Origin of the sequence: Streptomyces mexicanus, from assembly GCF_902506575.1 — a bacterium.
Taxonomy (GTDB): domain Bacteria; phylum Actinomycetota; class Actinomycetes; order Streptomycetales; family Streptomycetaceae; genus Streptomyces; species Streptomyces mexicanus.
In genome coordinates, this window is record NZ_LR732544.1 from 6997679 (window position 1) to 7012785 (window position 15107).

Annotated in this window: 11 protein-coding genes and 1 pseudogene; 3 read left to right on the forward strand and 9 right to left on the reverse strand. The window is 74.2% G+C overall.

Translation table 11 applies throughout. The annotated features are described in order from the left end of the window. The first annotated feature begins 8 nt into the window (after positions 1 to 8). From GV126_RS37385 to hemG, 3 genes are all read left to right on the forward strand, one after another. Complete coding sequence (locus GV126_RS37385) at positions 9 to 152, forward strand: aromatic-ring hydroxylase C-terminal domain-containing protein (RefSeq protein ID WP_438947880.1); 144 nt, start codon at positions 9 to 11, stop codon at positions 150 to 152. A gap of 30 nt (positions 153 to 182) precedes the next feature. Next, a complete protein-coding gene (locus GV126_RS31260; protein WP_159672920.1) occupies positions 183 to 1646 on the forward strand; it encodes an FAD-dependent monooxygenase in 1464 nt (487 codons plus the stop codon). Between the two features lie 291 nt (positions 1647 to 1937). Next, positions 1938 to 3416 carry a protoporphyrinogen oxidase gene (hemG, locus tag GV126_RS31265; protein WP_159672922.1) on the forward strand — a complete coding sequence of 493 codons (1479 nt, stop codon included), beginning with the start codon at positions 1938 to 1940 and terminating at the stop codon, positions 3414 to 3416. Between the two features lie 65 nt (positions 3417 to 3481). Here the strand turns inward: hemG and GV126_RS31270 are convergent, their stop codons facing one another. From GV126_RS31270 to GV126_RS31305, 9 genes and pseudogenes are all read right to left on the reverse strand, one after another. Next, entirely contained in the window at positions 3482 to 5233 is a 1752-nt protein-coding gene (locus GV126_RS31270; protein ID WP_159672924.1) for an FAD-dependent monooxygenase, read from the reverse strand. A 167-nt stretch (positions 5234 to 5400) separates the two neighbouring features. Beyond that, entirely contained in the window at positions 5401 to 5859 is a 459-nt protein-coding gene (locus tag GV126_RS36885) for a pyridoxamine 5'-phosphate oxidase family protein (protein WP_236570316.1), read from the reverse strand. A gap of 102 nt (positions 5860 to 5961) precedes the next feature. Further along, positions 5962 to 6972, reverse strand: a pseudogene (locus GV126_RS36890) (GntG family PLP-dependent aldolase); the annotation flags it as partial. Between the two features lie 4 nt (positions 6973 to 6976). Then, the gene (locus GV126_RS31280) at positions 6977 to 8380 is read right to left on the reverse strand and encodes an aldehyde dehydrogenase family protein (protein WP_159672928.1); all 1404 of its coding nucleotides are present in this window, start codon (positions 8378 to 8380) and stop codon (positions 6977 to 6979) included. Further along, entirely contained in the window at positions 8377 to 9474 is a 1098-nt protein-coding gene (locus tag GV126_RS31285) for a hypothetical protein (protein ID WP_159672930.1), read from the reverse strand. Before GV126_RS31285 ends, GV126_RS31280 begins: the two co-directional genes overlap by 4 nt. Then, complete coding sequence (locus tag GV126_RS31290; protein ID WP_159672932.1) at positions 9416 to 11263, reverse strand: asparagine synthetase B family protein; 1848 nt, start codon at positions 11261 to 11263, stop codon at positions 9416 to 9418. The genes GV126_RS31285 and GV126_RS31290 overlap by 59 nt, the downstream gene beginning before the upstream one ends. Next, complete coding sequence (locus GV126_RS31295) at positions 11251 to 12255, reverse strand: alpha/beta hydrolase-fold protein (RefSeq protein ID WP_159672934.1); 1005 nt, start codon at positions 12253 to 12255, stop codon at positions 11251 to 11253. The genes GV126_RS31290 and GV126_RS31295 overlap by 13 nt, the downstream gene beginning before the upstream one ends. Continuing rightward, the gene (locus GV126_RS31300) at positions 12252 to 13658 is read right to left on the reverse strand and encodes an MBL fold metallo-hydrolase (protein WP_159672936.1); all 1407 of its coding nucleotides are present in this window, start codon (positions 13656 to 13658) and stop codon (positions 12252 to 12254) included. The genes GV126_RS31295 and GV126_RS31300 overlap by 4 nt, the downstream gene beginning before the upstream one ends. After that, a complete protein-coding gene (locus GV126_RS31305) occupies positions 13658 to 15025 on the reverse strand; it encodes a formylglycine-generating enzyme family protein (protein WP_236570201.1) in 1368 nt (455 codons plus the stop codon). Before GV126_RS31305 ends, GV126_RS31300 begins: the two co-directional genes overlap by 1 nt. Positions 15026 to 15107 lie beyond the last annotated feature (82 nt).

A 15107-nucleotide genomic window follows, 5' to 3' on the forward strand; every position in this document is an offset into this window, starting at 1 on the left:
CCTGGACCCTGCCCGGCGCCCCCGCCGACGCCGTCCTGATCCGCCCCGACGGCTACGTCGCCTGGACCTCCCCCGGCACCGCCGACGACCTCACCCAGGCCCTCGACCGCTGGTTCGGCACCGCCCGTCTGCCGCAGTCCGCCGGCCGGTGAACGCCGGCCCCTTCGCGAAGGAGTAACCACATGGCCAGGGACGTGATCGTCGTCGGGGCCGGCCCGGTCGGGCTGATGACGGCGGGCGAACTCGGGCTCCGCGGCGTGGACGTCGTCGTCCTCGAACGGCTGCCCGCCCCCACGCGCCAGTCACGCGGCGCGAGCTTCACCAAGCGCACCGCCGAATGCTTCGACCAGCGGGGCCTGCTCGGCCGGCTGGGCGCCACCGAGCGAGCCGACGCCCACTTCGGCGGGGTGCCGATCGACCTCGGCATGCTCGCGCAGGACCACTACGGGCACCGGGGCGTCTCCCAGTTCCGCACCGAGCGGATGCTGGAGGACTGGGCCGGCGAACTCGGCGTGCCCGTCCTGCGCGGCCGGGAGGTGACCGGTCTGCGGCAGGACGACGACGGCGTCGTGGTGAGCGTCGAGGGCCCCGACGGGACGACCGAGGAGAGCGCCGCCTACCTCGTCGGCTGCGACGGCGGCCGCAGCACCGTCCGCAAGCTGGCCGGGATCGGCTTCCCCGGCACCGACGGCCGGCGCGGCTTCCTCACCGCCGACGTCACCGGCATCCAGACCCGCAAGCGGCGCATCGGCGAGAACCTGCCGGGCGGCAGCATGGTGATGGCGATGGACCTGGAGAACGGCGTCACCCGCGTCGTCGTCCACGAGGCGGGGACGAAGCCGCCGCGCGACCGCGACGCGATCGCCTACGCCGACCTCGCCGACGCCTGGCAGCGGCTGACCGGCGAGTCCATCCACCACGGCGACTGCCGCTGGATCAGCTGCTTCACCGACGCCTCCCGGGCCGCCGCCGAGTACCGGCGCGGCCGGGTGTTCCTGGCCGGTGACGCCGCCCACGTGCAGCCCCCGGCGATGGCGCAGGGCCTGAGCGTGGGCGTGCAGGACGCGGTGAACCTCGGCTGGAAGCTGGCGGCGGCCGTCCAGGGCTGGGCACCTGAGGACCTGCTCGACAGCTACCACGCCGAACGCCACCCGATCGGCGAGCAGCTGGCGCGCAACGCCCGCGCGGCGATCGAACTGCGCCTCACCGGACAGGACATGGACCCGGTCCGCGAGATCGTGGGCGAGCTGCTGGCCCACAGGGACGCCGCCGAGTACGCGGCGGGCATGCTGAGCAACCTCGGCATCCGCTACGACCTGGCCAAGGGCGACCACCCCCTGCTCGGCCGGCGCATGCCCCCCGACACCCTCGTCACCCTCGCCGACGGCACCCGCCCCCGCGTCGCCGAACTCCTGCGCACCGGACGCGGCCTGCTCCTGGCCGCCGACGAGGCCACCACCGCCGCCGCCCACGGCCACACCGACCGCGTCGACATCCACACCGGCACCTGGACCCTGCCCGAAACCCCCGCCGACGCCGTCCTGATCCGCCCCGACGGCTACGTCGCCTGGACCTCCCCCGGCACCGCCGACGACCTCACCCAGGCCCTCGACCGCTGGTTCGGCACCGCCCGCAGCGCCCTCTAGGGCGTGTTTCGAAAGCAGCGTCGTCCGCCCGGAGGGCGGGGCCCGCGGCGTCTGGCGCGGTGCATCGCAAGGCGGAGGGTCGTCCGCGTACGGGGCGTACGCGGACGATCCCGACAACGCGGCGAGGTGCCGTGCCAGGCGTCGCGGGCCGGACGGGACTTTCGAAACACGCCCTAGGCGCTCTCGACCGGAGGGCTGGGCCCCCCGGCGAGACTGCCAGGGCCTGTCCCGGCGCCGGTCGCCGGCGCCGGGGCGGCCTCTCACGACACTAACCGCGAAGGATCTGGTGGAATGGCTGACACCGAACAGGATCAGGTGAGTGGAAAGCCCCATGTGGTCGTCATCGGGGGTGGCATCGCGGGACTGGCGGCGGCGTTCCGGCTCCGCGACGAGCCGGTCCGGGTGACGGTCCTGGAGGCGTCGTCCCGGCTGGGCGGGAAGCTGTCGGTCTCCGAGGTGGCGGGCGTCCCCGTCGACGAGGGCGCCGAGTCGCTGTACGCCAACCGGCGCCGGACCACCGGGCTGATCGCGGACGCCGGGCTCGGCGAGAAGATCATGTCCGCCGGCGTCACCGCGTCGGCGATCTGGAGCAGGGGCGAGGTCCGGCACCAGCCGGACCGTCAGTTCATGGGCGTGCCCTGCGACATGGACGACCTCGCCCGGTCGGGCGTCGTCTCCGCGGAGGGTGTCGAGCGGGCCCGGCAGGACCTGGTGCTGCCGTCGTTCGACCTGGAGGGCGACGTCTCGGTCGCAAACTACGTCGGCGGCCGCTTCGGCCAGGAGGTCGTGGACCGCCTGGTCGAGCCGTTCCTCGCCGGGGTGTTCGCCGGCCGTGCCGCGGACCTGTCGTTCGAGGCCACGCTGACGCCGCTGGCCAAGGCGGCCCGTGCGCACGTCTCGCTGGCGGACGCGGCGGCCTCGCTGACGCCCGTGCTCGCCGAGGGCCAGAAGCCGCCGCCCGTGCGCGTGGCGACCCTGGACGGCGGGTTCGGCTCGCTGCCCCCCGTGCTCGTGCGCGAGGTGCTGGCGGCGGCGCCCGACGCGTCGGTGCGCACCGACGCCCCCGTCCGCGAGCTGACCCGCGGCGCGAACGGCTGGCGGGTCACCGTCGGCACGGCCGCCGCCCCGGAGCACATCGACGCCGACGCGGTCGTCATCGCCGTACCGGCGGGCCCCGCGGGCAAGCTGCTCGCCCAGGTGCCCGGAACCACCGCCGCCGTCTCGGCCTTCGGCGAGGTGCCGTACTCCAGCGTGGCGATGGTGACGCTCGCCTACCCGCGCTCGGCGTTCCCCGTCCCCCTGGCGGGCCGCGGCTACGCCGCCTACCGGGTGCCCGCCCCGGAGGGCAAGGCGGTCAAGGAGGTCACCTTCACCACCGTGAAGTGGCCGCACCTGGCCGGCGAGGTGGAGATCATCCGCTGCTCGATCGGGCGGTTCGGCGAGGAGCACCTGCTGGGACGCGAGGACGCCGACCTCGTGGCGCTGGCGACGGCCGAGCTCGCCGAGGCCATCGGAGTGCGCGGCGCCCCGGTGGCGAGCCGGGTCAACCGCTGGGCGGACGCCCTGCCGCAGTACACCGTCGGCCACTTCGAGCGGGTGCGGCGCATCCGCGAGTCGGTGGCCGCGCAGCCCGGACTCGCCGTCTGCGGCGCCCTCTACGACGGTGTCGGTGTCGGCGTGTGCATGGCCTCGGCCCGGCAGGCGGCCGAGCAGGTGCTGGACTGGGTGCGGCACAACGCGCCGGCCCGCTCGGTGGCGGTCGGAGCCTGACCCCCCTCACGCAGAAGCGGCCGTGCCCGTCCGGGCACGGCCGCTTCTGCGTGTCTGTCGCGGTGTCAGCGGTCCAGCACCGCGGCGAACACCTGTGCCAGGGTCTGCTCGGCGTCCTGGCCGGCGCCCGTGCTGCGCCAGGCGACGTGCTGGTCGGGGCGGACCAGGAGGGCGCCGGCGTCGGTGATCCCGCGGACGGCCTCCCAGCCGCCCTCGGCGTCGGCGTACTCGCAGCCGGCGCCGATGCGGACGGTCGTGATGCGCACGGAGAACTTCTCCGCCACCCGCGCGGCCGCCTCGCACCACGGCGTCCCCTGCGGGCCGGTGATCAGCGTGAAGTCGGTCCGGCCGGCGAGGTCCAGCGTGGACAGCCGCCGGTCGCCGGCGGTGATCCAGGCGTGCGGCAGCCGGTGCCCGGGCCGTGAGGTGGGCCGGTGCTCGTTGCGCATGGGGACGCGGGCCGGCGGCTCGCTGCCGTCCGGGACGAGCGCGCCGTCCTCGTAGTGGAAGCCCACCTCCATGTCGAGGGACTGGCAGCCCCCGCGGTGGGTGTGGAAGATCTCCCGGGCGCGCGCCCGCACGGTGTCGCCGAGGGGCGAGGGGTCGAAGTACGACTCGAGGCGCTGCTTGCGGCGGCCCGCCGGGATGTTGTGGCCGGCGCCGATGGCGTCGATGACCGCCTGGTGGTGCACGGCGGCGGAGACCGCCCAGTCGACGTTCTCCCGGCCCACGGGCCGGCGCTCCGCCTCGTAGCTGTCGATGAGGCCGTCGGACGCGCGGCCGCCGAGGACCGCGGCCAGCTTCCAGGCCAGGTTGTGCGCGTCCTGGATGCCGGTGTTCAGGCCCAGGCCGACGGCGGGGGGCTGGCGGTGCGCGGCGTCGCCGGCGATCAGCACGCGGCCCACCCGGTAGCGGTCGGCGAGGTGCGCGTGCACGATCCAGTCCGTCACCTTGTGCACCGTCACCTCCAGGTCCGGGATGCGCAGCAGCTCACGGATCCGGGGGACGACGTTCTCGTTGTTCCAGCGGCCGGCGGGGCCGGGGGCGAAGTGCAGGCCCCACTGCTCGCACTCCTTGCCCCAGCGCGGCCCCATCTCGATCAGGTTGCTCGACAGGTCGGGGTCCTCGGGGCTGAGGAAGTGCGTGATGAGCGTGCCCTCCTCCCACCACTCGGACAGGTCGGCGGAGAAGTACACGGTGGTGGTGTTGACCAGTCCGGGCGGGCCCTGCATCTCGATGCCGACCTCGGTGCCGACCGTGCGGCCGCCGTCGGCCCCGAGCAGGTACTGCGCCTTGACGGTGGTGATCTCGCCCGTCTCCAGGTCGCGGATCTCGGCGGCCACGTGGTCGCCCTCGTCGGAGAACGAGGTCAGTTCGTGGTGGAACAGGATCCGCCCGGGATTGCGGTCCTCCGCGTGCCGGCGCAGGATCGGCTCCAGCCACATCTGCGGCAGCTTGGCCGGCAGGACGGGCCCGGCCGCCGCGTAGGTCTCGCGCAGCGAACCGCCGCCGAAGGCGTCCATCTCGTGGATCAGGCGCCGCTCCAGCGGCCCGTCACCGGCGAGTGTGGTCTGCCAGCGCACCTTGCCGAACTTCTCCAGCGGCGCCGCCTGGGCGAGCACGTCGTCGGCGACCCCGTGCTGCCGGAAGATCTCCATCGTGCGCTGGTTGAGGTAGTGCGCCTTCGGAACCCTCGATGTGTCCGGGTGCCGCTCCACCAGCAGATGATCGACGCCCTGGTCGGACAGGAAGACGGAGGCGGACAGACCGCATCCGCCACCGCCCACGATCAGAACCGGAACCTCGATGGCTCCCATATTCGCCCCTTAAGGATCGACCGATGCGTTGCCAGTCGCAGCCTGGCAAAGCCGTCTTCAGCAGTGGTCAAGCACGGCTGGACCGCGCCCGCGCCGGGCGGTCACGCGGGTGACCGGCCGGCGCGGGCACGGCGGGCGGCCCCGGGGTGGTGTCGCCTTCGGCGGGTTCAGCCGAGCCAGGCGCCGTCGCGCATGAGGTCACGTCCGGCCAGCTCGTTCGACTCCCGCCAGGCCTGGACGCGCCGGGGCCGGATCCGGAAGTACTGGTAGGGCTCGTCGAGCTTGCGGGGGTCGAACCCGGTCCTGGCCGCGAAGGCGTCGCCCAGCTCCTCGCCCAGCTCGGTGACGTCCACCGGCTCCGCGACACCGTCGATGAGCACGACGTCACGGGTCGGCCCGAGGCCGAGCCGCACCCGGCCGTCGGCCAGCAGGTTGCGGCCGGTGACCGAGTCGCGGGGCGTGGAGACGAGGATCGCGTTCCCGTCCCAGTGGTAGGACAGCGGGATCAGGTGGACGCCGCGGGAGGCACCCGCCGTGGCCACCCACAGATCGACGTCGTTCTCCAGCCTCGCCCGAGTGTCCCGCAGCCGTTCCTCGAGTCCGCGCGCGGGTGGCTTCGTCGTCATGTTTCCTCCGTCAGTGCCGGGGGCGAGCCCCCTTGGGGTGGTCCTGGGCCGCCGGCCGGGCCCGGACACGGTGGCCGCGACGGCCGCCAGCGCCCGGACGGCCGCGCGTACCCCGATCATGTCGTGTGCGCGGTGGGTCACGAAGCGCACGTGTCCGTTCGGCAGCGGCAGGACGCGCACGCCGTGGCCGGCCAGGCGCTCGGCGCACTCGCCGGCGCTCAGTCCGGCCAGCCGTGCCATGACCATGTTGGTCGGCCGGGGCGGGCGCATCACCTCCACGCCGGGCACCGTGGCGAGCCCGGCGGCGAGCGCCGCGGCCGTCTCGTGGTCGGCGGCCAGGTCGGGCAGGCGGTCGAGCGCCACCAGGGCGGGCGCGGCGAGGACGCCCACCTGGTGCAGGGAACCGCCCAGCCAGCCCCTCAGCGCGCGGGCGCGGGCGACGTACTCGCGTGTTCCGCACAGCAGCGCGCCCGCGGGGGCACCGAGCCCCTTGGAGACGGAGAAGGTGACGCTGTGCGCCGGCCGGGCCAGGTGCGCGGGCGGCACCGCGAGCGCCACGGCCGCGTTGGCGAGCCTCGCGCCGTCGAGGTGCAGGTGCGCGCCATGTTGGTGGGCCAGCGCGGCCACGGCGTACGTCGCTTCGGCGTCCAGGGCGTTGCCGGAGTGCATCATGGCGGTGTTCTCGACGCAGACCACGACGGGTCGGTCCGTGCGGGCGGCGAGCAGCGCGGCCAGGGCGTCGGGGTCGGGCAGGCCGTCGGGGCGCTGCCGCACCAACAGCAGCTCGATGCCGCCGAAGCGGCGCAGCCCGTCCGACTCCAGGAACGCCATGTGGGTGTCCGCGCCGGCGATCACCCGCGGGGCGGGCGATCCGGGCGGGCCGGCCGCGGCGAGCGGGGCGAGCAGATTGGCCATCGTGCCGGTGGGCGTGAACAGTGCGGCCTCGGTGCCGAGCAGGTCGGCGACCCGCTCCTGCAGGAGGACGACCGTCGGGTCGTCGCCGTAGACGTCGTCCCCGACCTCCGCCGCGGCCGTCGCCCGGCGCATCCGCGCGTCCGGCAGGGTGCGGGTGTCGCTGCGGAAGTCCAGGTGCGGGGGGCCGGTGCGCGCCACGATGTCACCGCCCCGGCCGGTGGGCCACCCAGACGGCGCGCGGCCTGGTGTAGCCGTCGACGGCGTGCAGGCCCAGTTCCCGGCCGTATCCGGACTGGCCGAGGCCCCCGACGCTGACCGTCTCCTCGGTGTCGCCCCAGGTGTTCACCCAGACCATGCCGGCCCGCAGGGCCCGGGCGAAGCGCTCGGCGCGGTGGGCGTCCGAGGTCCACACCGACGCCGACAGCCCGTAGGCGGTGTCGTGCGCGAGGGCCAGGGCCTCGTCGTCGGTGGCGAACGACGCGACGGACAGCACCGGCGCGAAGATCTCCTCCCGCCAGGCGCGGCTGTCGAGGGGCGCCCGGTCGACGATCGCGGGGTGGACGAAGAACCCGCCGTCGAGGTCGTGCAGGATCGAGGAGCGGCCGGGCGGGAGGATCACCCGCGCTCCGCGCTGCGCCGCCTGCGCGACCACCTCGGCCGTGCGGTCGGCGGCGGCCCGGCTGATCAGCGGGCCGAGGTCGGTGCCGGCATCGGCCGGCCTGCCGACCTCGAGGGCGGCCGCGTAAGCGGCCACCCGGCCGACGAACTCCTCGTGCACGGCCCGGTCCACGACCAGCCGTGAACCCGCCACGCACATCTGGCCGGTGTTGCCGGTGAAGCCGGTGACGACGGCATGGGCCGCCGCGTCGAGGTCGGCGTCGCGGAAGACGACGACGGGGCTCTTGCCGCCGAGTTCGAGGCAGACCGGCTTGAGGCGGGCCGCGCAGCGCCGCGCGACCTCGCGCCCGGCCGCCGTCGAGCCGGGGAAGGAGACCATGCCGACGGCCGGCTGGGCGCCCAGCAGCCGGCCGGTCGCGGCGCCGCCGTAGACGGCGGTGAGCACGCCGTCGGGGAGCACGTCGCCGGCGCGGCCGACCAGGCGGCGGATCGACAGCGGTGTCTCGGGCGCCGGCTTGACCACGACCGTGTTGCCGTGGGCGAGGGCGGCGGCGATCTTCCATACGGCCAGCAGGAGGGGGTAGTTGTTCGGCGCGATGGCCGCGCACACCCCGACCGGCACCCGGTCGGTGTAGGTGCGCATGCCGGGGCCGGCCGGATGGGTCTCCCCCACCGGGTACCGGGCCGCGGCCGCGAACCAGTCGACCACCTGGGCGGCGAAGTCGACCTCTCCCCGTGCGCGGGCGGTGGGCTTGCCCGTGCTCATCCGCTCCAGCGCCGCGAGTTCCGTGCGGTCCTCGCGCAGCAGCTCGCCGAGCTCCCGCAGCAGGCGCGAGCGCTGCGCCGGGGAGGTGTCGGCCCAGCCCTCCTCGAACGCCGTCCGGGCCCGGGCCGCGGCGGCGGCGACGCCGGAGGCGTCGGTGTCCGGGACGTGGGTGAGGGTGCGGCCGGTGGCGGGGTCGAGGACCGCACGGCCCGCCGCGGTCATCCGAGCACCGTCGCGTGGCCGGCGAGCCGGAGCCCGCGGTCGATCTCGGCGGCCAGGCCGTGGAACGCCTCCGGGCCGAGGCCCGCTCCCGCGCTGCCGAGCAGCCGGAGGTCGTAGCCGTCGGGGTGCTGCCACCAGGCGTCGCAGGCCCCGTAGCGGGTGCTGAGGTGGCCGAGGTGGAGCGGACGGCCACCGAGGTCGCGGATCTCGGCGGTGGCGGGGTGCTTGTCCCGCTGCGGGGGGAACGCGAGCCGGCCGCCGCCGGTGCGCTGCGCCGTCAGACGCAGCTCGCCGCCGGACGGCGAGGAGTAGACGACGTCCAGTTCGCGGACGGTGGTGCCGTCGCCGAACGTGGCGGCGCTCTCGGCGCGGAACTGCCCGGCCGTCACCGGGACTCCCTGGGCGGTGAGGAAGTCCACCACCTGCTCGGAGGGGACCCAGTCGCCCTCGTGCTCGCGCTCGCTCCGGTGGAAGCGGAAGACGCCTGTGGGCACCGACACCATGGTGGCCGGGTGCCGGGCCCAGTAGCTCAGGTCGGCGAACGGGGTGGCCAGCACCCTCGGCACGGCGTCCGGCACGGCCGGGCGCAGCGCGGCGAACAGCGCGACCAGCTCGTCGTCGTCGAACTCGCCCTCCAGCACGGACAGTTCGACGGTGGTGCGGGCCAGCCTGGCGCTCGCGGCGCGGTGGCCCAGGTAGTCGGTGCCGAGCCAGACGACGCGGCCCCCGCCGATCTCGGCCGGACGGGTCTGGCTGCCCCACAGGCACGGGTGGTCGGCGGCCGGGAACGCCCAGTCGTAGAGGAACTGCTTCAGGCGCAGCCGCCGTCCCCCGCCAAAGATCTCGGTGCGGTAGCCGGCGGGGTTGGCGTCGCTCCACGGGGTGCGGCCCTCGGCCGCCACCCGGCCGGGGGGTGCCTCGCGGCGCAGGGTTCCGACGCGGGTGTCGCATCCCGCGGGCAGCAGGGACGGCCGCCACAGCACGAAGTTGCACCAGTGCTGGGCGCGGGTCTCCTCCATCGCCGGGGGCACCGGGTCAAGGTCGGCCGCGCGGTCCAGGACCTGCCAGCGCCACGGGGGTACGGGACTGCTCACCATGACTCCTCGGGTGGGTGCGAAGCTCCGCGAGGTGGCCGAGCCAGGCGGAGGTCGAAGCAAGGAACATCCATTCGCCGACGCCCAGTTCGGCCCGGAGCCCGGCGGGCAGCGGCGGCAGGCCGAAGGGGGTGCCGAGCCCGTCGGCGAGGGCGGCCAGCCGGCGGGCGTACCCGGGGTCGGTGGGGGTCGGGAAGCCCTGTTTGGGGCGGTGGCGCACCGAGTCGGGCAGCAGGTCGGCGAGCGCCTCCTTGAGCAGTCCCTTGTGGCTGCTGCCGGGCTCGCCGGAGTTTTTCAGGTGTTCCGGGCAGCGGAAGGCCAGCTCGGCGAGGGCGACGTCCTGGAAGACGGGCCGGTCTTCCAGGGTGAAGGTCGCCGACGTGGCGTCGACCATGTCGTTGACGTAGACCAGGAAGCGGCGCAGCAGGTGGTGCCGGCCGCGTTTGAGCGGGGAGGCGGTCTTGATCGCCCGGTACTCCTCCATGGTGCGCTCCCACACCAGGTCGGTGACGGCCGTCATGTCGACGCCGAGTTCGCGCGCCATCCAGGTCACCAGCCGGGCCCAGACGGGCCGTTCGTCGGGGTACAGCTGGTGGGTCAGGTAGTGGCGGCCGTGGAGGAAGGTGGGCGCATAGGGGTCGACGATCGGGAAGTAACCGCCGGCCTGGTAACCCCACAGTTCGTCGGCGCCGTGGCCGGAGTAGACGACCACGTTGCCGTCGCGGGCGATGGCGCCGTAGAGGTGGTGCATGGCGAGTTCGGCGCCGTGCAGCAGCGGCCGCATCAGCCGGGTGGGCAGGACGGGCACCAGCTCGGCGGCGTTTTCGCGGTCCAGGTCGCACACGGTCAGCGTCACGCCCAGACGCTCGGCGGCCTCGGCGGCGTGCGCCACGTCGTCCCCCGAGCCGCCGATGCCGTCCTGGTAGCGCAGCACGTACCCCTGGACGGGGACGTCCAGCGCGGTCAGGGCCGCCACGGCCGCCGTGCTGTCGACGCCGCCGCTGAGCACCGCCGCCCGCGGGACGTCGGACACGGCCCGCTCCGCGATCGCCCGGTCGAACGCTGCCCTGATCTCCTCGGCGCTGACCGGTTTCTCCACCGGCGTGGGCCGCCAGTAGCGGTGGGTGGTGGGGGTGCCGGGGCTGTCGACCGACAGGTACTCGGCGGGCTGCAGGGCCCGCACGCCCCGCAGCCAGGTGTGGTCGTCGGCCGCGTCCATCCGGATCCAGGAGCGCAGGACGTACTCCTCTGGATCCACCTCGGGGGTCACCAGGCCGGTGCGCAGGAGCACGCCCGGCTCGGAGGCGAAGAGGAGCCCGCCGTGGGCGAAGGCGTAGAAGAGGGGTTTCACGCCGAAGTGGTCGCGGGCGAGCACGACGCGGCCGCTCCAGGTGTCGTGCCAGGCGAGGGCGAACATGCCGGACAGCGGCTGCAGGGCGGCCGCGGGATCGTCCTCGCGGCACACCTGCTGCAGGACGAACTCGGTGTCGCAGGTGGTGCTGCGGGGCCACAGCGGCGCGGCGGGCGAACGGGAGCCGTACACCTCGCCGTTGTGCACCAGGACGACGCGTCCGGTGGGGTCGGTCATCGGCTGGTCGCCCGCCTCGCTGCGGTCGCGGACCGCCAGGCGCGTCGCGCACAGCATGACGGTGCCGCACGCCGAGACGTACGGGGCGCGGGCCGCCTCGCCCCGGTGTGCCATGGCGTCGGTCATCGTGCGGCCGAGCGCGTCCATCCAGTCGGTGTCCCGCCGTCCCTCGAAGCTGATGAAGCCCGCTATGCCGCACACGCGCCGGTCTCCGTCTCCCCCCACACCCGCCACAGCTGGGCCAGGGCCTCGGTGAACACGTGCTCGATGCCGTGGTGGCCGCCCTCGTGCTCGCGGTAGGCGTGCGCGACGCCGTGTGCGTCGAGGGCGGCGTGCAGCGCGCGGACGCCCCAGTGCATCCCGTAGTCGTCGCGTTCGCCGACGCTGAGGTGGAGGAGGCCGAGTGCGGCGAGCCGGCCGGCGTGGGCGGGGAGCATGCGCACCGGGTCGTGGCGCAGCCACCGCTGCCACACCTCGTCGCGGAACAGGCCGGTGACGGGGTCGCACGGCAGCGCGTCGGCGGGCGCGGTTCCGGGGGTGTCGGCGTAGCACATGCCCATCGCGACGATGCTCATCGCCACCATGAAGGGCACGTCGTGCGGGCCGGTGTCACGGCGGGCCAGCAGTGCCTCGACGCCGCCGGCCGCCCGGACGGTGTCCAGCGCGGCGGGCAGCAGCGGCAGGTAGCAGTGCTCGAACCCGGCGTCGGGCGAGAAGGCGAGCACCGCCGAGAACAGCCCGGTCGTCATGCCCGCGACCAGGGCGCCGTAGCCGCCGCTGGACTTGCCCGCGACGGCGCGCCCGGCGGGCCCCGGCAGGGACGCGAACCGCCGGTCCACCTCGGCGACGACCTCCGCCAGGTGGCCGGCGTAGCGCCCGCAGGCGGCGGAGTCGATGTACTGCGAACCGCCGTAGGCAGTCGTGCAGTCGGGTACCACGAGCAGTGCGGGCGGCACCCGGCCCTCCGCCATCGCCCGGCCGAGCCGGTCGGCGACCGAGCCGCCGAAGGCGAGCGGCCGGTGGGTGAGGCTGGGCCGGGCGCCGAAGCCCGGCAGCCAGTACACCACCGGGTACCGGCGGACGCCGTCGTACCCCGGCGGAAGGTGCACCTCGACGCGGCGGCGGTGCGGGTCGCCCAGCGGGTTGCCGCGCAGACAGGCGCTGTCGTGGTCGAACACGACCGGCTCGCTCATGGCCTGCTCTCCTGCCGCAGCGCGCGTTCCACGTGGCGGGTGTAGAACGAGGGGTGGTGGAAGACCGCGGAGAGCAGCACGCCGTCGCTGGCCCACAGCCCGAAGGAGCTGCCGAACAGCAGGTCGGCGCCGAGCAGGGCCTCGAGTGTGGAGGCGGCGATCTCGGTCCAGCCCTCGCCGCCGGCGAGATGGCCGCGGGCCGGTCCGGGGCCCAGCCGTGTGATCCGGCCGGTCACCGGGTCGAGCAGGAAGGACGTCTCACTGCCGTCGTCCTCGTACAGCGAGACGACGTGGCGGCCGGCGCCGTGGTCCAGTGCCCGGTACCAGTAGTCGGTGGCCACCAGCCGGTCCAGCAGCTCGCGCAGCATGTCCTGGGCGTCACGGGTCTGACGGCCGTACCGGTCGCGGGAGGCGTCGAACGGCGGTACGGGGGTGTCCGGGTCGAGCGTCACCGCGGCGTAGACCTCGTCGAAGTCGTACGCGCCGGGCGGCACCGGCCCGTCGGCCGGGGCGGCCTTGCCGTCCTTGACCTCGATCACCTGTCCGGGACCCCACAGCAGGCCGTCGCGGCCCAGCTCGTCCAGGCGGCGCAGTGCCTCGACCGGGGTGAAGGGGAAGATGGTGCGGTTGCACCAGTCGTAGTCGGACGTGCCGTCGCCGCTGATGCGCCAGCCGAACGAGGAGGGCACGGTCACGGCCGCGGGGATCGCGTCGAGGTACCGGTCGAAGTTGGCGACGGCGCGGGCGCGCACCGCGTCGGGATCGGTCAGCGGGCGGCGCTCGGTGAGCACGCCGGGCGGCGAGATGCTGTGCGCGGGGACGAACAGGACGTCCAGCCTCGGCGCGTCGGCGCGGCGGAAGGCCGCCACGGTGTCCTCGTGCAGGAGCGCGTCGCCGCACAGCATGACGGCCGCGTCGTCGGTCTGCACCAGCACGCTCATCTCGGGGAAGGACACCGCCGAGGGGAACGTCCGCAGGGTCGTCCGGCCCAGGGTCAGGGTGTCGCCCGGTGTCACCGGCTGAAGGTTCTCGTAGCCGAAGCGGCGCAGGGTCCAGGCGATGGCCTGGTGTCCGAGCCCGGACGCGGTCAGCCGCGGCGGCACGGGGCCGGTGGGGTAGACGCAGGTGACCTCCGAGCTCTGGCGCGGGCTGTCGTCGAAGTCCACGTCGGCGCCGTCGACCAGGCGCAGGAGTGAGGGGAAGTGGTGGTGGTCGAAGTGGTGGTGGCTGAGCACCACGTAGTCGACCCCGTCGTCGAGGACCTCACGGACCAACCGGTCCGGCACCGCCGGGTGGTGCTCCCAGAAGCGGTCCAGGCGCTGGGTGAGCCAGGGGTCGAAGAGGATGCGCTCCGTCCCCGTGTCGACGAGGACGGCGGCGTGGCCGAGGGAGATCAGTCGCATCAGTCGCTCACTTCGTACACGCAGCGGAAGCCGACCTCGTTGTGCCGGTCGGTGATCAGGTCCTTGCCCCGGTAGAACGTGGTCAGGCAGGACCGCGGGGAGGTCCAGGTGCCGCCGCGCAGCACGTGGAAGGCTTCCTTGCGGTTCATGAAGTCCAGCGGGTGCCGGCCCTTGAAGAAGGGGTCCATGTCGTCGCCGGTGTAGTAATTGGTCCGCGTCAGTTCCCAGACGTTGCCCGACATCTGCAGGGCGCCGTAGGGGCTGGCGCCCTGTGGGAGGGCGTCGGCGGGCAGCACCGGGTGGGCGGGGTTGCCGCCCTGCGAGACGGTGACGAGCAGCGCCTCCAGGGAGTCGAGGTCGGCAACCTCCTCGCCGAACGAGCGCTCCACGTAGTTCACCCGGTCCGGGTCCCACTCCTCGCCCCAGGGGTAGCGGCGGCCGTCCACGCCACGCGCGGCTTTCTCCCACTGGACCTCGCTGGGCAGCGAACCGCCGGCCCACTTCGCGAAGGCGTACGCGTCGTACCAGTCGATGCCGACGACCGGCAGGTCGGGGGCGTTGAACCGCGGGTCGTGCCAGTGCGCCGGGCGGTGCGAGCGCTCCAGCGGCTGGTCCGGGTGGTCGAACTCGCCGGAGTCGCCGACCTCGTCGAGGAAGGCGTGGTAGCGCGCGTTGGTCACGGTGGTGCGGTCGATGAGGAAGGCGGGTACGTCCACGGCGCGCAGCGTGCTGTCGTCCTGGGCCATGCGGAAGGCGTCGGGCTTCTCCTCGGCGCCGATGATGGCCGGGCCGCCCGGCACCAGGACGACGTCGGTGTTCCGCCGGGGACGCTTGCGCGCGGCCTCGATGCGCGCCCGCATGTCCGAGAAGTACTCGTCCTCCAGGCGGCGCAGTTCGGCCGGGTCGCGGGTGCCGAAGACGGCGATGAGGGCCCGCTTGGTGAGTGCTGCGCCGCAGCCGACGGGCTTGCGCGTCCAGTCGGGGCGGGTGAAGTTGCTGGGCCAGCCGGAGATGCGGATGAGGTCGGGTACGGCGGCGGCGATCCGGTGCTCCGCGATGACCTTCAGCGCCGTGAAGGCGACCCAGTCGACGGTGTCGTGGGTGGCGGCGGCCACGGCGGTGTCGGCGGCCGGGTCGCCCGCGTGGTGCCTGGCCAGCAGGCGCACCGCACCGGCTCGCACCGGCCATTCGGGGTGGGGGACCGCGACAGACGCCAGTAGCGGGATCCCGTCGGCGGCCCGCCCCCGGTCCTCGGCCAGCGCGACGACGCGTTCCACCGACGCCCAGTAGCGCTCGTCGGTGGAGTCGTCGATCTCCAGCAGATCGGCGGGAATGTCGATGACTTCTGAAACGCGATTACCTACCATCTCAGCCTCTCTCGGACCACGCGCCGCCCGCACGGATTTTGAATTCCATACGGGCGGCGCGTTTCGCTGGTCAGCGGATTAC